The sequence below is a fragment of the Colwellia sp. Bg11-28 genome, from assembly GCF_002836245.1.
Classification (GTDB): Bacteria; Pseudomonadota; Gammaproteobacteria; order Enterobacterales; family Alteromonadaceae; genus Colwellia; species Colwellia psychrerythraea_A.
Genome location: NZ_PJBA01000018.1, coordinates 488,967 through 512,422 on the forward strand (window position 1 = coordinate 488,967; position 23,456 = coordinate 512,422).

The window sequence follows — 23,456 nt, forward strand, 5'->3', positions numbered from 1 at the left end:
TGATTAAGCAGAAAAATCTCGTTCAGGATCGCTTGCAACTAATACATCATAATCGTTTTTATCAATAATAAATGCAGGCTTTTTTAGGAAGTATCTGCGCTTACTTTTGGGTAAAGTAAAAACTTTTCGTCCAGTTGATTCTTTCTTTTTAGAATATATAGGTCTTGTGCTAATTAAGAGGCAGCAATCGTCCACATTAAGGCCTGATATACTTGCAATTCCACGAACGATTCTACGAAGTACTGCTATAGCCTCTAAAACGATAGTGTGCGCTAACCAAGATTCCTCTTTTTTAAATCCTGTAAATTTAGTAGTTGTAGAGATAATTTTCACAATCGAACTAGATGATGGTATATCATCATCCTCTTCACATATTTTTTCATGCGTAACTTTATCCAACACACAATTATAGTTTAAACGATTAACCTCATCATTTCTCATCCCCGTATACATGTGAATAACATGTTTCATTTCGTATTGGATAACTCCCAATACAGCTGAAAGTTGACGCCTATCTTCGCAGATAAAATCTGGATGGGAAAAGAGGCTCTTTACCGCATGTTTTCTGATAGTATCTTTCAGAATAGGTCTAAAAACTCTATCCTTCGGTTCTATGCCATCAACAAACATACGATCCTTTTGCCCTTCGATACATAGACCATAGTAGGGATCAGAAAATTTTTTTATAAAATTTTCTAACCTAACTGTTTTTTCCTTAAGAAATTCGACCCTATCAGTCAACGAATTTACCATCTCAAGATAAATTCTTGTAGGAATTACAGGGTGTTGATTGTGAGGTATAACTTCATGTAAATTTTCATAGTGAGCCACTTCATACCCAAGACGAAGTTCACCTACAACATTTAACTTCTTTAACAGAGCGTGTAATCGTTGCCTTTGCCTTTTATCAAGAGTTTTTATGTAAAACGCTAAGTAGATTTTGTTACTAAAGAGCTCTTGTAAAGTTAATCTACCAACCATCCTATCTTTACGTGTTTCAATACAGAAATGAGCAGCCTTTTTGGTCGTATTTACATATCGAGTAATTGTAGAAATGGCTAGACCTCCCGCTATCCCCGTATTGATAAAATACATCAGAAAAACTGCAATCCTCTTTACTTCATCTACAAGCTTTTGATCTTTTATTTCTTCATCTGTATATTTTAAATCTTCGAAGCAGATAGTTTCACTGGATTTAGAGGATAATATATAAGGCGTCAAATCCCATTTATCATACTTATAAATTGCTGTCGGGACATTATATCTATCACGACACAAAATAAATTCATCTGGTATTATTACCCCTAATCCGGTTACAGTTAAAACATCCGGCGTATGACCCCCAGATAAACCTGAGCTACTTTCCGCTGAAGCTTGTCCAAATACTCGGTTTGTATAAAAAATTTCAGAATTCAAAATAGTCTCCTACTTGCTTTTCTGTAAATATAATTCCAAGTGACTCATACCTTTGTAAACGATTTTCCCAGTAAGGTGTCAGTTCACCATGCTTAAATACCTTGTCACGATATACATCAACATTTTCCTTACCAATCTCTGACTTCATCTTAACTTGAATAAGTATTTGCCTTACTCGAGATGACAACATTAAAAGCAGCTCTCTAGCCTTTTCGGTATCTGCTGTAGCGTTTAGTACCCCTGTAATGATATAGAGAAGACTAAACAGCTTATGGACATCATCTACATCATTTGCGTGACAGATATAATGCATACAAAACAAGCAACCGTACTGTGTACGACAGTCTGGTTGAATGGGAGGGGAGTCTATCGCTGGCTCCGGTTTTTTATACTCGACACAATGGCCAGAAGCAATACAGGTATGCCCTTTATCAGCTACCTTAGCATCGAAACTTATATGACTTACCGCTTCATGGGCAGCATCCCAGAAATTAGCAAATTCCGATTGTGCTTTGTCGGGCGATACTTCCATATAGTGAGCTTCATTCGTTTTATCTGAATGTCCCAAAACTTGAGCAACGGTTTCCTTGGTAACCTCTGGTTGCTCATGTAAAAATAAGCTTTTCGTTTTTCTAAACTGGCGAGAAGTTAACATCTCAAAGTCAGATGGCATAAAGATACCAATAACTTTATTTCGTTGGAAACTTCTTATTGCAGAGGAGCTTACATAACAAGGGTTCCAAGACTTTGTTTCTAAACCAAAAAAAAGTTTATCAAATGATATACCATCAAGAACCCACTCTCGTAACTTTAAGTAATGTTTAAAAAAATTTACTGCACCATGAGCAAGGTCATATTGAACCTCTCGACCATTAGCTCTGAATTTAACAATTCGATAGCTTTTCTGAATCACCGGTTTTGTTGTCTCAAAAGCACCATCAAAATCAATATTGTTCATTTCACTGACATAAGAGCCAGTGATCATCATGAATATCATTTGGAAAGACTGCATCGCCGTAGATGCAAATGCTCGGCGGCATTTAGCTCGCATATTTTCATTAGCATCTTCAAGATAACTTGAACTCCTCTTTAAATTTTCATTAAGTTCCCATTTAAACTTTAACGGCCTTTTAGCATAATACTCTTCAGGTGTTACCAGGCGACCTTCTACATGATTATAAGCATCTGTAGGACGATGACAGTAAGGCGTTATTCGATGGTTGGCATATGGAAACAAGTAGGTTTTATAACCTGGCATCTTTAAAAGAATGGGTAGTTTATCTCCTTTAAGTAAGCTAGTGGTTAGGCCTAGCGCTATACTTTTATACGTTTCATACCCATAACGAAACTCAACAATATCCCGAGGTTGAGTTGGATTCCCCCCCCCTCTAAATTTTATATTGTTTTCAACAATATGATCAAAATCCATTTTTCCATGCCCAATCAATATAATGAAAGCAACACTAACCTGTATCAACTCAGCATGGCGCGGAGTAACTTCATTTATATGAACCTTGTGCTTTAATTCCAAAGTAATATCTGTATATACTGAAGATGAATTCTCAATATTTTTGAGAAAAACCTCCGAAAAGTCATATTTCTCAATTATATTAAATGCTTTTCTAACCTTTGAAATTAATGCACTAACGCTAGATTCTCGATATCCTCCTGTAATGATATAATCAATAAAATTGTTTAGAAAGAATCTCCTCGACTTTATAAATGACTCTTGAACAACAAAATAACCTGTTTGCTCAAAGCTGAGCGCGCCGTGAACATATTTTCTCTTCGAATAAGCTAAAGCACCAAGGTCCAATGGTTTTTTTTTATCTGAATTAGGAAGATATAGTCTTAATAGTTCAGGGTGGAGGAATTCCTTTTGCGCCAAATCCTGCAAACTTACTATGATAGTTTTTCTTTGAATATATTCGAAGTCAATCATATTGAATCCATGCGGGAACCGTATAGATCAAACACACGTTCTTCATAAAGTTGTTGTGCAACCAACCTGTCATCTATCGAATCAAAAAGCTTTAGATAGTGCTCTGTTATTTCTCGATCTGTGTGATGTAACCTTTTTTGCACCATGGATATAATATCGCGGTCAGATATAACCCCTTTAGCGAATAGAGGCTGAAGGAACCGATAGTAGCGTAAAGCATATGTCGCTCTTAACCAGTGAAATATGAAATCACTTGGGAACTCTGTACTTACAATATTACTCAGTTTTTTATTCATTGAATAAGTGTTGCGCCCTTGAGGTCTACTTTTAGTCTTAATGTACCTAGGGTCTGACTTTGCCATATAATGTGCTCCTCCTGCAGAAGAAAGAAAAAGATACATGTCATCATCATTCAATATATGACCATTTTTATTAACAAATTTACTTCGACGTTTCTGAGCTTTTTGACTATTAGCATACGTTCTGAGTTGTTTAGCTAATTTCTCAGGAAAATAAAGAGCTTGGGGTTTATCATACTTTGTATCTATACCTGTTCCGGGGCCAGCATTAACTTTAAAAGTCTTATCTTGTAGCAAATTGTCATCAGAAAATAGCTTAATGTGCTTCATTCTTAAAGTTAAAATAGATTGTTTTCTAGCCCCTACCTGCAAAGCAATATAATGAATTAACCGTTCGTCAACCGCGAATTTTTCATTCGACAGTGCCGTAAATAACTCACATAGTTCAGGTTCACGTAAAGGCCTAAGTTCTTCTCCATTTTCTCGTAAAAACCCAATACGTATTGGGCTTGCTGAACTGCTAACGGGTAGACTTTGTCCACGTTTCTCTTGTGTTACCGAGTAACCTCTGCCGTGAGAGCTTTGAAAAAAATGATTAACCGATTTGACACTATCAACCTTATCCAAATCAATAGAAGAGTTTTGTTGTTCTGATAAATACTTATAAAAGTCATAGACAATTTTGGTATATTTATTCAGCTTCTTTCTTGAAAGTGTTCCTTCATTTACCTTCTGTAGTAAATCAAAAAAATATCGATATGTTGGTCTTCTGGGCTTCCGACCATTGAAGTCATATAAGTCAATCCCATGTTCCTCGCAGTAGACCTTATAGTCAATCAATAGACTGGCTTTTTCACGAACAGAGTCGGAATTAGAATATCCTTTGTTACCATTTTGCGCAGATGAAAACAAAAAAAGGTTAGCTTCTTTCCAAGGTGAAGAGTCATGATTAAAAAGAAAAGGGAAAAGGTATATATCGTGTTTTTCATTAAAGAAATGGCTAGGCGTAATGAAGTACGAGCCTCCATGACATTGAATTTCTTTTGATTTTTCATTAAGAGAAACTGAACTTATATCTGAATAACTGTGCTTAATATGGCGTATTAACACAATCCTATTCGCTTTTACTAAAGACATGAAAGTACCTACTTTGTTATGTAATTATTACTAATTGTCAATCATGTTAAAGTACACATGAACTGTCAATCTTAACAATAACACACAAGCCTAGGATAACGGCTTTTCATGTCTTTTTGCACTGCTTGATAGCTACCAGACCAAAATTTAACTAAATCTTGTGTTACTTGAATAGGGCGTTGCGCGGGTGAAAGTAGCTCTAAAAGTAGAGGTATGCCTTGATTTTGTTCACTTATACCCGCAATAGCGCCAACATTGGGCGTTATTGTTAGACCATATAATTCTTGCATAGGTAATGAAACTTTTGGAGATTCATCTTGAGAATAACTAATTGGGCAATGCCTTCCCGTTGGTCCAACATAAACAGTAGGTGCAGCTTGCTTTAATATTTTTTGTTCTTGATAGCTAAGTAAAGATAATAACATCGATGATAAATCGAGTTTATCGAGCTGCGCTTTAGTTTTTATACCGCCAACAAACGGAGCAAACCACGTTGTTAATTTTGCCAATAGCAGTTCATCATCGATTACCACTAAATCATATTCCGGAAAGTACTTGTTCAACCATAACCAACGCGCTTTTAGTGCTAAATCTTTGGCCTGCCAGGATAAAAAACTTAACCCTTTTTTCATCACTAAACTACACCACATAGCACTAATTGATTCAGCGGTTACCTCTTGTTTCAATGGCTGATCTGATAGGACTATTGCACCTAATGAGGTTTGTCTTTTAGCGATTATTCTACCGCTTTTATTATCAAAATTTGCTATATCTTGCTGCTTTATCTGTGCAGCAAAGGTATTGGTTATTTCTTCTAAGCTAATCTGACTAGCTAATCTCACCGTTAACTGGCCACCTAGTTGACTCGTTTGAGCGATAACAATAAAGTCTTCACCTGCTAAAGCATCTTGTTCATTCACTAAGGCTCCTTTGCCATTAACGCAAATAAAATCACCATGATTCCCTCTGGTTTTAGCCACGCGTTCTGGATAAGCATAAGCGAGCAGTACACCTGTCTTTGCTAAATCCAGATCATGAACCCTAAAACGTAATTGTACATTTTGAGCCAGTCGACTCGCTTGTTGTAGAATCCGTTCTAACAATGGATTTTTATTACTTTTATGCTGAATAAGTAATTGCAACCGATGAATTAAATCACAATCATATTTCGCTTTTTCTCCTTTTAAAATATCGCGTTCTTCGAGTAAAGCGGCGATTAAACAAGCCAACAGCGTTATATTCGGCCCTTGGGTTTGTGCCATTAATATCATATGAGCAAACCGTGGGTGACAAGGCAAACAGGATGCTTTTTCACCGTGTTTGGTTAGCAGGTATTTATCATCAACAATGTCTAGGCTTTGTAGTTCTTGCCACGCTTGTTGCTCTTTAGCTTTACTGGGCAGTTCCAATAAAGGCAACTCAGCTAAGGCTGTGACTCCCCATCGAGCAGCTTCGATGAGTGTAGGTAGTAAATCAGCTTGTTGAATATCATTAACACTGTGCAGCGGTCTACGCTCAAAATCATCTTTGCCGTATAAGCGAATACACTGCCCAGGCATTAATCGCCCTGCTCGCCCCGCTCTTTGTACAGCTGAAGCCTTTGATATTTGCTTTTGCATTAGCTTATTCATCAAACTAGCACTATCAAAAACAGCAACTTTTTCAAGGCCGCAATCAATAACAAGATCAATGCCGTCAATGGTCAATGAAGTCTCTGCAATATTTGTAGCTAAAACAATTTTACGATGTCCACTTAGACAGGGTGCTATTGCCTGCTGCTGCTCCTTTAAACTCAACTCCCCAAACAAGGGACAAATTTTGACACCTTCCACTTGTTGAGCCATTAAGCTATCAAGTAAAAACCGAATATCGGCCACACCCGGTAAAAAAACTAAGATTGAGCCTATGTGGTTATACATTTTATCTTTAATAACCGCCAATGCATGTTCACGCCAACGTTGATGAGCCCTAGGGGCTTGATAACTCACCTCTATAGGATAGCTCCGTCCTTCACTATTTAACAAATAAGCATCAGGCAATGCTTGGCTTAAATACTCAATATCTAACGTTGCCGACATAAGCAGTATTTTTAAATCATCACGTAATTCTGTTTGTACTTCACGGGTGAGTGCAAAAGCTAAGTCGCCCTGAAGACTTCGTTCATGAAATTCATCAAAAACGACCAATGCCGTACCTAATAGTTCGGCATCTTTTTGAATAATCTGCGTTAATATGCCTTCAGTAATGACCTCAAGACGGGTACTCGTTGATGTTTTACTATCATTACGTAATCGATAACCAACAGTTTCCCCTACCTTTTCTTTCAGCTGTGCAGCTAAAAATGTTGCTATATTTTTAACGGCCAAACGTCTAGGTTGTAGCAAATAAATTTTCTTATTAGCCAAACTTGGCAACGTTAATAACCATAGAGGTAAGCAGGTTGATTTACCCGCTCCAGGAGGAGCCGATAATATGAGGGTATTTTGCTCATCGAGGCTTTGGCAAAATTGTTGCTTAATTGCTTCTATGGGTAAAGAAGTAGTCACGGTCATCGACAAAATTAAATTATTAAAAACAGGGCTGCTATCATAGCAATTATTAGTTGTCGGGCATATTGCCAAACAGTTTAAACAATCAACTTCATCGTTTTATTCAATCTCAATAGCTGGCTATTACTCAATCAGATGCTTTGAATTTTAATGGCGAAACTCGATAATATGGCTGCATAATGTTTCTTAACTTAATCAACAGGCGTGAATTTTTCGATAAGAACTACGTTGGCATGACGATGAAACTGATTAAGCAAACCTATGAGCTTGTGACATAAAATGGATAAAATAGAAAGTTAGATTAAACGGCAAGAGATGCAAAATAATTTCATCCCTGTTGGTCTAAATTTTTAAGAAAAACTTAGGCAGAAGCTAAGATAAAAGCTTAAAAAACATATACTCCCTGCTGAAGTAAAAAAAGATCATTCAGAATCTAAGAAAATGATGGCGAAAACTTGCAAAAAAATATTTATCTGCTTACTTGGCAAATTAATTAAAGCCTGTTATTACTTAACGTTCCCCTTTATTAATCAGAGACAATCAGAGAGGAAATAACATGCAACATTCGGCACATGGAAGTTATATCATTGAACAACAAAGTAATATTTTATTGGTTGATGTACAAGAACCATTTAATGACGTGACTGCGGAAAATTACCACCAAGATATAAAACAACTAATAGAAAAAATGACTGGTGAACCATGGGGGTCATTAATCACCTTTCGTGGTAGTAGTGTTTTCACCCCTGATGCCGAACAGCAGTTAAGAGAAACAACTCAATATCGACAAGAAAAAGGCATGATTGCTATTGCTGTTGTTATTTTAAATAGCGCCTATGCAGATATGCAACAAATGCAATTGCAGCGTATTTACCATGACTGCCAAATAGAGTTTCATGTTTTTAGTGATAGTGAAATTGCTGCTGATTGGCTCAATGATTTTATAGAGCAAGCAAATTCATTAAAAAACAAACAACGAAAGGCTTAACTTGTTAATTAAAATGACAATACCAAAAAAAAACGACATTATAATGAGCTACTAACTTAATTAGCTCATTTTACTATGATACTTCAAGTGCAACCCGCCAAATTAATTAAGCGTTATAAACGCTTTCTAGCTGATATTGAACTTAATTGTGGTGAGGAAACAACCATACATTGTGCTAACACGGGTGCGATGAAAGGTTGTGCAGAGCCCGATGATACTGTTTGGTACACCACCTCAACCAATACTAAGCGAAAATATCCATTTAGCTGGGAGATCACCCAAAGCCAAGATGACCATTTTATTTGCGTCAACACCTTGCGCGCTAATCAGTTGGTGGAAGAGGCGTTACACTTAGATTTAATCAAAGAATTATCTGGCTTCAATGAATTAAAACGAGAAGTAAAATACGGCAATGAAAACAGCCGAGTTGATTTTTTAGCAACTTATAATAATGCCCCTGACACATATATTGAAGTTAAATCAGTCACATTATTAGAGAGTGGTCATGGCTATTTCCCTGATGCGGTTACCACACGTGGACAAAAACACTTACGTGAATTAATGGACATGGTCGCACAAGGACACAAGGCTGTTTTATTATTTGCCGTTTTACATAGTGGCATCAATGATATTTCTGCCGCTAGTCATGTTGATCCAATTTATGCAAAATTACTCAAAGAAGCTCGCCTTGCCGGTGTTGAAATAATCGCCTATAAAGCAGGTTTTTCACTACAACTCGGAGAGCTAGATGTTAAGTTAGTAGAAAAAATTCCCTTTATTGAACGATAAAGATTGACTCACCCTAGTAAAACTTGCTAAAAAAGCTTGCTCAAAATTTTTAAAAAACAGTGTGAAAATTATAATTTTCATTAACTAGTTGATAACGTTAGACAAAATATTTATTTTAGCTAATTTGTTGATTTTTATCATGAGCGACACAATATAGTCCTGATTCATCGGGTCATATATAACATATTGGCACTTACAACAAAGGCATCATATTACGTAAAACGTGATATATTAATAAATTGCCTTGGTCTATGTAGCATTGGGAGAATAAGCATGCCAACAAATAAACACAAGCCACTAGGTATTCTTGCCTTAGCAGGCGTTGCGCCATATCAAGAAAAAGCTGGCGAAGAGTACATGGAAGAGCCTCAGCAAGAGCATTTTAAGAAAATTTTAGATGCTTGGCGCTTACAGTTACGTGAAGAAGTTGATCGTACCGTATCGCATATGCAAGACGAAGCAGCAAACTTTCCAGATCCTGTGGATAGAGCGGCTCAAGAAGAAGAGTTTAGTCTTGAATTACGTACACGAGACCGTGAACGTAAACTTATCAAGAAAATTGAAAAAACGTTGCAGTTAATTGAAGATGACGACTTTGGCTTTTGTAAGTCTTGTGGCATAGAAATTGGCATTCGTCGTTTAGAAGCCCGTCCTACTGCCGATCTTTGTATTGAATGTAAAACGTTAGCTGAAATTAAAGAACGCCAAATGGCTGGCTAAAAGTAGCTAACCTTAGCCACTTGTAACTAGACATAGTTCACATGCAAAACTTGCATATCAAGCGACCACTAGAGCCTAAGCAGGCTTTTCAATATCGTGGTCGCTTTGCACCATCCCCTTCCGGTTTACTTCACTTTGGTTCTCTCATCGCTGCTTTAGCGAGTTTTCTTGATGCAAAAGCGTTTGTTAATGATCACGGCGAGCAAGGAAAATGGTTAATTCGCATCGAAGATATTGATCGGCCTCGTGAACAAAAAGGCGCCAGCACAGCAATATTAACGACACTTGAAGCTTTTGGGCTACACTGGGATGAAACTGCGCTTTATCAAAGTACACAATCTCAATACTATCGTGATATTTTATCTAATCTCGCACAACAGAAGTTAAGCTATTATTGTCAATGTACTCGCTCTCAAATCAAGGCTATCGGTGGTATCTATCAAGGCCATTGCCGCACAGCTAATTATAAATCACAAGGCAACGCCACTAGGCTTGTTAACCAATACGGTTTACATCAATTTAATGACCTATTTCAAGATGACGTTGTTTGTAATAAAGCCTTAGCTAATGAAGATTTTATTATTCATCGCAAAGATGGTTTGTTTGCTTATCAGCTTGCGGTAGTCGCTGATGATATAGCACAGGGCATTACCCATGTTGTCAGAGGCTGTGATTTACTCGAACCCACCGCTAGACAGCTGACTCTTTTTCAAACATTAAACAATAGTTTTTTAAAATGCACAACGCCACGATACGGTCACATTCCTTTAGCAATCACGAGTGAAGGTTATAAGCTTAGTAAACAAAATAAAGCACCCGCGATTAATAATGCTAACCCACAACCTGCGCTTATTGCGGCGCTAATCTTTTTGGGCCAAAAATCCATACCTGACTTAGTCAGTGCTAGCGTTGAAGAGATCATTCAATGGGCCATAACTCATTGGCAACGGGACCTTGTTCCCAAAGCTTTTGAAATAAACATTGATTAAACTAAGCTAAAATAGTTTTTGAAGCATTACTCATTTAAAAATATAGGTCTATACCTGTTCCACTTGAAGATGCAGGATTCAGCTGGAATTATAAACGCCTTTAGGTAAGGCATTGATTGAAGATAATAGTTATTCTATTGTCGAAATCAATAACGCAGCATAAAGCGTTTATAAACCAGCCCTTTGGGGAGACCTGAGCAAACCATATTAGTCGTTACATTTGTTTTTAAGGGAATAACCATTAACAAAAGATGTGCCTTGATTATGATTCGCTCAGGTTTCCTGAAACGAGCATCTTCAAGTGGAGCAGGTATATGAGGAAATATTATGTCTACTAATACACGCAATACTATCGTAATCACTGGTGCCAATCGTGGCATCGGGTATGCCATGGCTAAAATTTTTCAACAACGTGGTGATATCGTTTATGCACTTTGTCGTCAAAGCTCTAAGGATTTAGATGCACTTGGTGTCAACGTGATAGAGCAAGTAGAGATTGCTAGCCAATCAGGTATCGACAAAGCCGTATCAGCACTTAAGGGAATTAACATTGATTTGTTGATAAACAATGCCGGGATTTTACGTGATGAACAGCTGAGTGACCTAAACAAAAATACTATTATTGAGCAATTTAATGTTAATGCGCTTGCGCCGTTGTGTTTAAGTCACGCTTTACTAACTAATTTATCTTCAGGTAGTAAAATTGCTTTAATCACTTCTAGAATGGGATCTGTCACGGATAACACTTCGGGTGGAAGATACGGTTATTTTCCTCTACCGCACCTCACAAACTAAAATTGTAGATGTTTTTACATGTGTTGTATTGTCTACAAATCTACATGGATGGTATAGAAGCTAAATAAAGATAGAAAAATTTGGCAAAGAATTTAGAGATGAAATTCAAGATCACATCTAATTTTAAGAAAAAGTACTCAATGTGAGTGATTTTTAATATTTTTTTAAAAGTATTAAAAAAATATCCCCATCGCTATCTTGTTGTTTTAAAAAGAACCTCCAAAATCCAAAATCCACTTATAGTGTTATATTACACTATTTACTTGATAAATAAGCTTTTTACCTGCGATTCGCAAGTTGAAAGACTTTTGATTCTTGTTAAACTGTACCCAACATTATTCGTTAGTTTCCGTCTTTAATTAGATGTTTTCAACTTTATTTAGAATCTATAAATGGACAATACGGTGTTAAGAAAAGAATTCCTAATTACAAAAAACAACATCGAATCTTATTATTGGGCGTTCTTTCATAGTAATGGTGAAATAGATATAACACCAACCGTCTTATATGCTCAGATGTGCGATGATCCGCACAAAAAAAAAGTTTGGGAACGTTCAACAAGAGATAAATATGCCGAAATTGTTGGAATGTTTTTTCGCACCATGAAGCTATTCGGTACTTCAATTCAAACACTTTCTTCCACAGAAACCCAAGGCTTCATGCAAGCTTATTACATGAAGGAATTACCTTTTCAAACAAAAACGGGCAAGCCAACCTCCGCTTCGCGGATGGAAGCAGTAGAGACTGTTTTGGTGGATCTAATCGATGAATCAGTGAAGTTCGGCTTTAGAGAACTAGATAATATCTCTTTTAAATATCAAGAAGAATACACGAGTGATATTGATCCAGCCGACTTTATTTATGCTTGCTATATCCCCTCAGAACTATTTGAGCAGTTGTTAAAGCATTTAGAGCGCAAGAGTGAATTTGAAAGAGACCGAGACGAGCTAGCGATGAGGTTTGGCTATGAAATCGGTGTGCGAACTGAAGAGTTAGTTCGAAATAATAATTGGTCAATGAAGAAGATTAAAGCAGCACGTTTAAAGTGGAAGCTTGGTGACGAGATCGAATGGAAAAATCTCATTGGTAAAGGAGGTGGTGGTGGAAAGTCCAGAGATGTAATGATAAAGCCAGACTTGGTAGAAAAGCTATTTGAGCATATGGATAAGCACGAAGAAATATATGCAAGCAGTGAGCACCTTTATTGCCAAGCTGATGGCACACTGCTTGGAGCTAAACATGGTACCAATACTTTTTATAATGCAAAAATAAATTTTAATAACTCTGAACTCAATTTTAAGAGCTTCCAAAAGCTGAGGCACAGTTATGCAACCAATCTCACGTTGTGGGGTATCAAGTATGGGCTTCCTACACGCCTCGTACAAGACAGGCTTGGCCATAGTGATGCCTCAACCACCGAGCTCTACCAAGAAGTCGCGCATTTGATCAATGGTAATGTAAAGCTATCTGAAGAAATACGTATGGTGCGATTAGACAAACGTAAAAACGCTCAAAGGGAAAAGGAGAAAAACAATGGATGATGGAGATGACATTGATAAGGAAGCGGTCGTCGATACTGTTGTTGATGATGAAGTTGGTTATGGATCGCTATCGCAATATATGGCCGAACCAGCCGTTTCTCTGCATCAATATCCAGATAAAGTCCTTTTTAAATTAAATCTCATGACAAGGACAGAATACGGTGAGTTCAGCAAGACCCTTGAGATCCCATCGGTATTTAAAGGATCCTTGTTTTGTCAGGCAATCATTGCTTGTTGCTATACCGACGACTTTCGTGCGCGGACTGATGTGACCATAAATAATTACATTCTTTTGTTTTTCCGGTTTTTTTTGTTCCTTACGAAGCATGACGAAAACTGTCGCCATGATGCAATGTGGTCAGCATTGGTGTCATCTGGTTATGACCTACCCCATACGGTGATGCAAGAGTTTTGTCTGTCTTTATCGGAGGGTGGAACGGGTGCTACCGCAGTGTCCGAGTACAAATCAAAGCTTAAAAAACCTATCGCATGGGCAGCAGGCCTTAATAATACGACTGGAGATTACAATTTTACCGGTGGTGATAGGTTGCTGCCTTACCTTCAAAAAAAGGTTAATCCGGAAATTAAAAAAGATGATACTAAACCTAAAATCGCCTTATCTCAGCTCTTTTCAATAGATTATGAAACGGGTAAGAAGATCGAGTGCCCTTACTCTGACTCTCAATTGATCACCAACCTACGCTGGTTTGCACATTGGTATCTCGGTGTAATGCGTAAAAGACGACTGTTTTTACGTACCATAAAATGGGATGAAAAAAGTACCATCTATGAAGTTTTAACTGAAAGAATTAAAAACGGTACCTGGTCGCTGGACAGCAACCCCGTTAAATCGATGTTTGGCAAAGATTCAAAAGAAGATTTAGCGATACCACGCCTTGCTTACCTTGAGGCGAGCAGCATGTATGCAAAAATTTATGAGGCGTTATTACCTTCCAAAGGTGACGTTGAACAAATTGAACGCGGCCACTTCTCTGTCGAGGTAGAGAATAGATTACTGTGGCTAGAGCCCTTGGGATTTAAACAGGTAGGACGTAAGGCTATCTTTAAGACAATAACAAACTATCAGAGCAATATAGGTGAACTGATAACGCGTATTAAGAGCTGTATATCTTACAACACCCATTATTCTATGACATCGGGTAGAGGCGGAGAAAAAATATTTATCCCTATTTCGCTAAGAATACCAGGTAGCGAAGCAAGAGCCGCTCTCATCCCGAATTTTAGTTTGACTGATATGATTTTACCAACCGAATCTGAGCTGCTAGTGATGAGTTGGTTGCTAGCCTCTGACTGTATTCAAATGTCAAATCAGTATCGACTAAATTTAACTGATTTTATACAATCAGATCGTGGTAAAACACTAACGATATTAACCACTGACACGGTTAACGATGTTGATGTGAATCAAGCGAAAATAAGACATCACAAGGAACGCGGCAAAGGCGGGGATGTAAATAAAAAAGGTAAACGTCATGAAACCATTACATATGAACGTGGCGATCCACTTTTAGCAACGTACACTAACTGGTTAGATGATATGACCGAAGCACAAGTTCACCTTAAAAAAGGTCAGGGTAAATGGTTTTATTGTTTTCCTCCTAGAAATAACAAAGCTACTGCCTACTTTCCGCTGAGTTTTCAATGCGCGAAAACCAGTCAGTTTCGAACCGCCTATGAAAAACATGAGCAGGGCTTGAAATATCACAGTGAACTGAACGGTCAAGGGGCGTTCAGGTGGTTACTGTCGGCACATGTTAATCATATGGCGTATGTAAAAAATAATATCGATAAGGTCAGCGAGATCTTCTTGAATCTTGATGCAGTACGCCAAAGCCGGATCATCTTTAACGAAGGTCAGGGCATGACAGATGCCGAAAATGCCAAAGAAACTGCGCACGGTGAGGATCAGGTAGCTAGCTACAGAGAAGCTGGTGTTGCCAAAGAACGCATTTTGAACGGCATCAAAGGGAATGTCCAAGTTGCCAATAAAATGATTGAGGAAGCCATGAGTATCCTAGAATCATGTCATATGATGAGTGTCGATGAAGTGCAGAAAAGCCTACACGATCCCTCTGGATTCACAGCCAATGATGTGATCAAGTTTATCAATGAAATTGCCGTTAATTCAGAAAAGTATGACATGACTATTTTCGGGGGGATAATAGATAAAGCTGATCCTCATTCCGGTAACAAAATCATCAATGATAAAAACTCAGCAATGATGATGTGGAGCTATATAAAACACATGGAATCTGAGTTGCAGAGCATTGAAGAAAACCATGATGAAGAGCAAATAGTGAAACATTTAGTTGAACATGCCCAGTGGTCTATTTTATTTGATCGCTTCCCCCATGGAACTCAGCGACAAGGCAAAGCGCTTGCTGAGCAATACACCATCCCTTACCCCCCTTTATTTTAGGAGTTCGCATTATGGCCGCACCAGAGGAACTGAATAACGCTGTTATTAATAAATCAGAAGAGTCTGTGATATCACCGCTTAAAGTCATAAATAAACTAGGTCAAAAATGCTGGGTGATCATCAATACGGCTGATGATAAAAAGATGAATTTACACTTCAGCGGCCTTGATGAGCGTGAGCGCGCATGGGCGCAACAAATGCTGTTAAGTGAATTTCCTTACCAAGATGCACGACAGACATTGCGCTATGTTTACTTCACATTGAAAAATAAGATAAATGGCATTAAAAGCCTGCTCATGTATTTGCGTGAACAATCAGACAACAAGCAGCAACTCAAAAATTGGCAAATAGCAGATTGTACGACTCTGGTTCGATCTATCGCGGTCAAAGAAGACACTTTATTCTCCGTTGCTACTGTGAGGTCGCTGGTGAATGTTTTAAAGGCAAGTTATTCCTTACGTTATGAGCAGGATGGTCTCCCCTTTATTCTGTCAACAACATATATGCAGCACGTAATGATCCCGATGTGCGAACAGTTTAATATGACCTATGCGCAGTGGGTGCAAGGGGGAAGTCATGGCATGGTGCCAATGCCTGTTGCTACGTTACTTTTAGCCGATGCTATCAAACTGATCCGCAGTAAAAAAAGCCAGCTTTTGCAATGTTACTTTACCGCGTTTAGGGAAGGAGTATTAGCTGCCGGTATGATAAAAGGAAAGGGAAAAAGTATTTTTAACAGCAATATAGCGCTGTTTTTAAAGCCATCTATCATTAGCCCGCTAACGGGCGTGAATACGAAGCCAAAATATGACCAGCAACGCGTTGACTTTGTAAAAAAACTTCATAACATCGATCCCGACCTAAGTGACTTTCCTTTTAAATCTGATAGTCAAATATCTGCGTTTATTAAGGAAATACAAGGCGCATGTCTAACGATATTACTCGCAGTGACCGGGATGCGATTGTCGGAGTGCCACAGTGTCGGTGCGGACTGGATGGATGCGATTGAATTTCTAGATATTAATGGTGTATGGACAAAGGATGCGATTTTAAAATCAAAAATCATTAAAACGGGGGGTGGGATCATTGCGAAACGAGGCTTATCTCCGCTTGGAATTGAAGCATTTGAATTGCTTAACACGCTGTCTTGGGTCGATAAAGAAAAGCTGGGGTTCGATTTGTTTACCTCCTCTTATGAAGGACCTTGGCTTAGAGGAGGAAAAACTAATAAGGGTGGCTCTTCGATAAGTATGAAAATCTTACGAGAAAGGCTTAAAGTTTACTATCACCAGTTTGTCGAACGAGCACATCAGTCGGTTAAAGAAACATTCCCCGATATCGTGCCCCATAATCTCAGGCATTTAAAAATGGCCTTTGCACTGCGTAAATTCGATGGGAATGTCGAGGACGCCATTAAACAAGAATTTCGTCATCATGGGCATCATACGCAAGCTTATTCGCGCAACAAGCTTAATGAAGAAGAAGGCGTATTGGTGAGGTACGAGTATGCGCAAGAGGTCATCAACCGTATTTTGAACAATGATCCGAGTGATAAGTGGGTGGGTCCATCAGCCAAAAAAATCAGGGATCTTGCGGGAAAACTTCTTAACGGCCTGAACATTGAAATGTTGTCACTAGAAGCGTTGGCGGAGTTTCATCAAGAAATGCATGAAAATATTCACTCCATGTTGATGCACAGCTACGGTATGTGTTTTGTACTGAAAGATAGTGTCCATGTCGCAAAATGTGGCGTGAAAGATAGCTTGGTTAGAACAGGATCGGCAAACTCCAAGCTATGTCATGGCTGCGCGAATTTTTGTGTCAATAACAAGTCCCATGAAAATAACATGGCAATGACTAAAAGGCGTTGGCTTGACACCGCCAATAGTGAACTCATTGCAAGCTTCCCAATCGTTGCAGAGGCAAAAGCTATGGTTAAAAATATTGAAAAATTAGAGGCTGCTTTAAAGGCTAGTGATGAGTGATGATTTTTTTGCTGGGTTAGAGACGAATAAACCCGAGATAAAGCTAGATGCAGTGCTAAAAATCAAAGAATATCCGGCATGGGTGGAGCAAAAAAACAAACCAGAAAAAACCATGATCATGTACGATGTGGTGATCGATTTATTCGATAAAGCCGTAGCAATGATTGAGGATAAGAGCTTCACCAGAGCAACTGAAGTCACTCTGTCGCAGGCTCAGGTATGCGAAGCTATCCCTTTCTTTAAAGGTCGTTCAGGGCTAAAAAATCATCCGCTAATTGTTGATGAAATGGATGCTCGCAACAAGGAGTTAGTGAGGCTACTTGCTGAGTACAAGGAAAAGACGGGTAAGTCAACGGCAAGAAAAACGCTAGACATGGTTAAGGCAGAGCTTGCGGATTATAAAGAAGATTATGTAGCGAAAACACAAATTGAACTGGATAGGTTGATCAACAGTGAGTTGTTAGTTTCACAGTCGGATGCACTTAATGAAATAGCAAGATCTAAAATGGAAATGGCAGAGTTAAGGAAGGAGTTAGCGACGGTTCAACATGCTAATACAAAATTGCAAAACGAAAACTTTAGACTGCAACAGCGCATATTAACTACTGGCAAACCTACTTTAACAGCTGAGAAGTAAAATGAGCAAATTACTAGGACAAGCTAATATTGAAAAGTTTGAAAAATGGCGTATTGATATGCTCGCTAAAGAAGACTGGTCTGAATTTAAACACCTCGCATATCGTGGTGGTTTAAGCCGTTCAATAGTTTCAAAGGCATCTGATGTTGACCTTAATGCATTAAAAGCTTTAAAAGGTAATAAAACTATACTCAAAGCCTTTGACGCTTTAGAAAGAACACTACAAAAAGAACTTCCTGAAACATTTATAATCAAGATGTCATCCATCGAAAAGTATCATGCCTACGTTGAAACAATGGAACAAACAGGAGCTAAATTCCCGATTGATCTTGATGATGATATTGATATCATCAGATTAGCTAGAAACATTGGTATTCCAGCCTCACGTTTAAATTCTTCAATCTTTAAAAAGCTATTAGATGATGACATTGATCGCATAGGAACGGAGGTTATGGCCGGAAAATCCGTCGAGGAGCGGATGGAAGGCAACCTGATGACAACATCAAAAGAATTAAATAAATGTCGACAAGATTTGTCTGTAGCCCAAGAGAAAATTGATGGCCTCACAAAGCAGAACTTGAAGCTACAAAGTGAAGTCAGAAAACTACAGAAGCAATCAATAGAGAAAGACGCAAGCTTGGAGCACTCTATTGAAACAGGGCGAAGGTTTACATTATGACATTCGAGGGTATCGTTGAGGTCACAAGTGTTTTCCCCGGTCCTATAGGTGGATGTGCATTTTGGGCGAAAGCTGAAGGAAAAAAGCGCTCTAGCCCTTTCAAAGTTAAGTATAACGTTGGAATACGTAATCCTCGCCCTGGTGAGATTTGGGAGGTTAAAGGTCAAGTACGTGATTATGATCAATATAATAAGCAAGTGGTGGTTCATAGTGCTAATTTTAAAGGGTTGCCTACGGATCACTATGTAACTAGATTCCTTGGAGTACATCCCAATTTTAGAGGTTTTGGCTTTGGAGAAAAAAGTGCAATTAAATTAGTCGCTGATATTGGTGCGCCCGAGTTGGTAAAATTGTTGAATAATAGTGACTGGAAAAGTATTTCTGACGCTAGAATTTCCGAATCCAAAGCACAACGTATATGTGAAGAGTGGCATGATTTAAAAGAAGAGACTGATTTAGCCACTTTTCTCTGTGAGAACAAACTAGATGCGGAGTTAGCAAGACAAATTATTAGACTGTGTAAATTTGACACAGTTGAGCGTTTAAAGCGTAATCCATACGCGTTGGTAGCCTTGAGTAATAGTGAACCAAAAACATTAAAGACGATTGCCACTGTAGCTAAAGCACAAAGAATCGAATCAACCGATGAACGTGCTCTAATTGGTTGTGTTGAATTCGCTATGTATAAAGAACTTAAATACGGCCATACCATAACAGAACTCTCTACAGCTACCGCTCATATCAAGACTTATCTTGAAATGATTGGTAGTACAAAGTCTGCTAAAACTGCTATTAAAGTTGCCTTAGCATCAAAGGTAGTCTGTGTTTTTGAAGGTGATGGTGTCACTTATTTACAAGCAATATCTCTCGCATACATCGAACAAAGCGTGGAAAAATCACTAGCATCACTTCACAAAATACAAATACAAGACGATTTATTATCAAGTCAAAAACAATTATCTACTCGCATTGAACAATATAGCGTTGAGCATGAAAGTGTTCATGGCTGGGGATTAGTTGAAAAACAATGTCAAGCAGTTGAAATGGCATTAACGAATAGAGTTTCACTACTAAGTGGATATGGCGGAACTGGTAAAACGGCTGTACTCAAAGCTATTTATGATCTTGCTCAGGAAATGGGAGTTGTCGTTCATGTTGCGGCATTAGCGGGTAAAGCAGCTAATCGAGCGAAGCAATCAATACGAGCCGAAGATGATAAAGTCAGCACCATACATACCATGATAAAATTAATGGAGGGTGGTAGCCGCTTTGGAGTAGATATTTGTTCAGATCCACTTTTAATTATTGATGAAAGCTCGATGATTGATATATCACTAATATGTAAATTAATTAAGCTATTTCAGGGGAACCCATTTCGTTTATTGCTTGTTGGTGATAGCGCACAATTACCTCCAATTGGTTTTGGTTTGTTTTGGCACAAACTCGTTGAATCTAATGCTCCTCATACGCGATTAACACAAGTACATCGTATGCTGGCAGGTTCAGCCCTACATCAATGTGCTATGAAAATCAGGAACGGTGAAATACATAAATTACCGGTTTATCAGGGTGAAAAAGAAGGTGTTTACTTGATGCCACATGTAGCTGATTATGTAACAGCAATTGTTAAACTTCGAAAAATATTTGGCAACTGTATGGTATTAACTAGCTACGCATCCAATCGATTTAAGTCCTCGACTAAAACATTGAACCCTCTAGTACAAACAAGAGTTAATCCTTTACGTGAGGGAGAGTTTTTGATGCGGATAGGCACAACTAGATTACATAAAAGAGACCCTGTGCTCGCTACGAAAAACGTACATAGCATGGGGATATTTAATGGTATGACGGGTATTGTGAAAACTATTGAGTGCCTTGATGGAAAAGTAACTTGTCACGTCAAGTTTGATGATGAACCTATGGTTAATATATTATCTCAAGAGGATTGCTGGGAGATAGGGCTAAGGCTAGCCTACCTCATAACTATTCATAAATCTCAGGGGTCTGAATATGATAACTGTGCAATATTAATGGATTCACCGCACTTGGAGCGTAGTGGTATTTATACTGCACTAACGCGCACCAAAAAATTATGCATTTTGATTGGGACTAATGAGCAATATAATAACGCCATTAGGAGACCACCTTCTTATGAAGCGATACGATCTGGGTTCGCCCCTGTATTCGAATAAGCTCAAATAGAAGATCTATCAGAACTAGATGTGAGTAGCGTATATCCGATTTTTAAAAAGGTGCATTAGCTCAAACCTGAATGGACACTTTTGGTAAATAGGTTTTATCGAGTTTGATAGTCGAAAATCCACCACAGCGGTCGTTCGATTAATACCCATTTACTTAATTTTATGTAGTAGAATTTTAATGTTTCTATCACGCTTCACATTTCGCCTTAGAAAACATGATCACTTTGTGCGCATTGCGTAAGCTACGAGTGACTAAATCAATACTTCAGCTCCTAGCCAAAAGCGGAAGTTAGCTTTTGAGTTAAAAACGGCAGATCAGGGATCCTAAAGTTGTCGTTTTTATATAAAAACTCACATCCATTCACAGTTGAGATTGTGCCGAAAATTTTGCACGGAATTAGATCTCAAATCCCCAAAGCGGACATTGAATCATGTAAGTTTTAAATAGATTTAGGATCTTAACTCTAACTCGCTTCGCCCCCGAAGCGTAATAGGAAGGAGAAGTACTTGATGCTGATATTGGTGTAGCTCATTATTAATAATAAATGCTGTAATAATATTTGGTCCAAAGTTGGCCAGTGAAATTTATTGCACATAATATAATTTTGTTTGTAGAATAACGCGGTTATTCGTTATTTTACAGGTTAGTATTTTTAATGGTTTGATAATAATTGATCAATTCTTTAGTTGAGCTATCATGTGTAGGATTGATTTTACCGCAACGTAACTCTACTTCTATTTTATTGGCTAAACCTTTACCTAGCTCGACGCCCCATTGATCAAAAGAACAAATTTGTAAAATAATCCCTTGAACAAATATCTTATGCTCATACAAGGCGATTAAGCTACCAATAGTCCGCGGTGATATACGCCTCATTAAAATAGTATTAGTGGGTCGATTCCCTTTATGGACTTTATGCGGTGCTACTTGATTAATGTATTCAGGCGTTCGTCCCTTTACTTTAAGATCCTCCCTGACTTGCTGTTCATTAACACCATTCATTAATGCTTGGCTTTGTGCAAAAAAATTAGCCATGAGTGTTTCATGATGACCTTTGATTGGTGTTACACTTTCAATAGAGCCAATAAAGTCTGCCGGAACTACATTATTACTTTGATGTAAATATTGATAAAAAGCATGTTGACCATTAATCCCTAACTCTCCCCAAATAGTAGGCACGGTTGGGTAATCAATGGGTACACCGTACCAAGACACTGATTTTCCATTGCTTTCCATTTCAGCTTGTTGCATATAGGCTGAAAACATATGCAATGATTGATCATAAGGTAAAATGGCTTGAGACTGTGCACCTAAAAAAGTGCAATTCCAAACACTCAACAAAGCTAAAATAATGGGGGCATTTTCATCAATAGGGGAATCACAAAAATGTTTATCCATTTCGTGTGCACCATCGAGTAATTCCATGAACTTTTCAAAACCTAAATCAATCGCGATTGGCAAACCAATAGCTGACCACAATGAAAATCTACCGCCAACCCAATCCCACATATCAAAAATATTTTCTTCAAGTATGCCAAATTCAGTAGCGTTAGCTTTATTTGCCGAAACGGCAACAAAGTGTTTTTCAATCGCAGCAGCATCAAAGGATGATGATGTTAACCACTTCATCGCTGTTTGAGCATTTTTCATCGTTTCAGTGGTTGTAAATGTTTTACTAGAAACAATAAAAAGCACACTTTCAGGGTTCAACGGTCTTAATATGTTAGCAATTTGAGTACCGTCAACATTCGAAACGTAATGAACATTTACACTATTATCACTGTATTGTTTTAATGCTTCCGTTACCATTTGTGGACCCAAATTCGAACCACCGACACCAATATTGACCACATTGGTTATGCGCTTTCCTGAATAACCGCGCCAGTGTCCTTCACGTACTTTATTACTAAAACTTTCCATTTTTATTAAAGAGTCTTGTACCGCTTTTGATATTTCCTCACCATTAACATAAATAGTACGCTGCGTTTTATTTCTCAAAGCGGTATGTAGTACCGCCCTGCCTTCTGTTCTATTGATGGCTTCGCCACTAAACATCTTTTTACGCCACAACTCAACTTCACAATCTTTAGCCAGTGAAAATAACAACTGCATAGTGTCTGTTGTAATTAGATTTTTAGAGTAATCAAGTAAAAATGGCGCTAATTTTATTGAGAATTCGGCAAAACGGTTTTCATGTTCATCAAACAAAGCACTCATGTGCAGGCCTTTCATCTCTTTAGCGTGCTCCGCTAATAACTTCCAACTTGGTAATTCCACTCGACCAATCATTTAAAACACCTAAAACATAAATTTAAAATAAAAATAGAAGCACTAGTTCAACTGAAGCT

At 38.1% G+C, this 23,456-nt stretch carries 16 protein-coding genes; 11 read left to right on the forward strand and 5 right to left on the reverse strand.

The window, feature by feature from the left end; translation table 11 throughout:
- Nucleotides 1-3: 3 nt before the first annotated feature.
- The 4 genes from CXF79_RS19415 to hrpB all read right to left on the reverse strand — a co-directional run bounded on the left by CXF79_RS19415 (nucleotide 4) and on the right by hrpB (nucleotide 7,346).
- Nucleotides 4-1,416, reverse strand: coding sequence for a hypothetical protein (locus CXF79_RS19415; protein ID WP_101157285.1), 1,413 nt, complete (start codon nucleotides 1,414-1,416; stop codon nucleotides 4-6).
- Nucleotides 1,406-3,358, reverse strand: coding sequence for a hypothetical protein (locus tag CXF79_RS19420; RefSeq protein ID WP_101157287.1), 1,953 nt, complete (start codon nucleotides 3,356-3,358; stop codon nucleotides 1,406-1,408). The genes CXF79_RS19415 and CXF79_RS19420 overlap by 11 nt, the downstream gene beginning before the upstream one ends.
- The gene (locus tag CXF79_RS19425) at nucleotides 3,355-4,794 is read right to left on the reverse strand and encodes a tyrosine-type recombinase/integrase (protein ID WP_101157290.1); all 1,440 of its coding nucleotides are present in this window, start codon (nucleotides 4,792-4,794) and stop codon (nucleotides 3,355-3,357) included. Before CXF79_RS19425 ends, CXF79_RS19420 begins: the two co-directional genes overlap by 4 nt.
- A 71-nt stretch (nucleotides 4,795-4,865) precedes the next feature.
- Nucleotides 4,866-7,346, reverse strand: a complete 2,481-nt coding sequence (gene hrpB / locus CXF79_RS19430) for an ATP-dependent helicase HrpB (protein WP_198560105.1) — start codon at nucleotides 7,344-7,346, stop codon at nucleotides 4,866-4,868.
- Nucleotides 7,347-7,899: 553 nt separating this feature from the next.
- Here hrpB and CXF79_RS19435 point away from each other — a divergent pair.
- The 11 genes from CXF79_RS19435 to CXF79_RS19485 all read left to right on the forward strand — a co-directional run bounded on the left by CXF79_RS19435 (nucleotide 7,900) and on the right by CXF79_RS19485 (nucleotide 21,098).
- Entirely contained in the window at nucleotides 7,900-8,331 is a 432-nt protein-coding gene (locus CXF79_RS19435) for a hypothetical protein (RefSeq protein ID WP_011045035.1), read from the forward strand.
- A 75-nt stretch (nucleotides 8,332-8,406) separates the two neighbouring features.
- Complete coding sequence (sfsA, locus tag CXF79_RS19440; RefSeq protein WP_011045036.1) at nucleotides 8,407-9,120, forward strand: DNA/RNA nuclease SfsA; 714 nt, start codon at nucleotides 8,407-8,409, stop codon at nucleotides 9,118-9,120.
- 273 nt (nucleotides 9,121-9,393) lie between these two features.
- Nucleotides 9,394-9,840, forward strand: coding sequence for an RNA polymerase-binding protein DksA (dksA, locus tag CXF79_RS19445; RefSeq protein WP_011045037.1), 447 nt, complete (start codon nucleotides 9,394-9,396; stop codon nucleotides 9,838-9,840).
- A gap of 41 nt (nucleotides 9,841-9,881) precedes the next feature.
- Nucleotides 9,882-10,829 (forward strand): tRNA glutamyl-Q(34) synthetase GluQRS, encoded by a 948-nt coding sequence (gene gluQRS / locus CXF79_RS19450; protein ID WP_101157292.1) that lies wholly within the window; start codon nucleotides 9,882-9,884, stop codon nucleotides 10,827-10,829.
- Between the two features lie 327 nt (nucleotides 10,830-11,156).
- Complete coding sequence (locus CXF79_RS19455) at nucleotides 11,157-11,624, forward strand: SDR family NAD(P)-dependent oxidoreductase (RefSeq protein WP_232769255.1); 468 nt, start codon at nucleotides 11,157-11,159, stop codon at nucleotides 11,622-11,624.
- A gap of 392 nt (nucleotides 11,625-12,016) precedes the next feature.
- Nucleotides 12,017-13,165, forward strand: coding sequence for a site-specific integrase (locus CXF79_RS19460; protein ID WP_101157294.1), 1,149 nt, complete (start codon nucleotides 12,017-12,019; stop codon nucleotides 13,163-13,165).
- Nucleotides 13,158-15,605 (forward strand): hypothetical protein, encoded by a 2,448-nt coding sequence (locus CXF79_RS19465; RefSeq protein WP_101157296.1) that lies wholly within the window; start codon nucleotides 13,158-13,160, stop codon nucleotides 15,603-15,605. The genes CXF79_RS19460 and CXF79_RS19465 overlap by 8 nt, the downstream gene beginning before the upstream one ends.
- A gap of 11 nt (nucleotides 15,606-15,616) precedes the next feature.
- The gene (locus CXF79_RS19470; protein WP_101157298.1) at nucleotides 15,617-17,590 is read left to right on the forward strand and encodes a hypothetical protein; all 1,974 of its coding nucleotides are present in this window, start codon (nucleotides 15,617-15,619) and stop codon (nucleotides 17,588-17,590) included.
- Nucleotides 17,583-18,227: a hypothetical protein gene (locus CXF79_RS19475; RefSeq protein WP_101157301.1), complete on the forward strand. Its 645-nt coding sequence runs from the start codon at nucleotides 17,583-17,585 to the stop codon at nucleotides 18,225-18,227. The genes CXF79_RS19470 and CXF79_RS19475 overlap by 8 nt, the downstream gene beginning before the upstream one ends.
- A 1-nt stretch (nucleotide 18,228) precedes the next feature.
- On the forward strand, nucleotides 18,229-18,906 hold the full coding sequence (locus CXF79_RS19480) for a hypothetical protein (RefSeq protein WP_101157303.1): 678 nt from the start codon (nucleotides 18,229-18,231) through the stop codon (nucleotides 18,904-18,906).
- Nucleotides 18,903-21,098: an AAA family ATPase gene (locus CXF79_RS19485; RefSeq protein WP_101157305.1), complete on the forward strand. Its 2,196-nt coding sequence runs from the start codon at nucleotides 18,903-18,905 to the stop codon at nucleotides 21,096-21,098. The genes CXF79_RS19480 and CXF79_RS19485 overlap by 4 nt, the downstream gene beginning before the upstream one ends.
- A gap of 646 nt (nucleotides 21,099-21,744) precedes the next feature.
- Here CXF79_RS19485 and pgi read toward each other — a convergent pair.
- Nucleotides 21,745-23,397 carry a glucose-6-phosphate isomerase gene (gene pgi / locus CXF79_RS19490; RefSeq protein WP_101157307.1) on the reverse strand — a complete coding sequence of 551 codons (1,653 nt, stop codon included), beginning with the start codon at nucleotides 23,395-23,397 and terminating at the stop codon, nucleotides 21,745-21,747.
- Nucleotides 23,398-23,456: the final 59 nt, after the last annotated feature.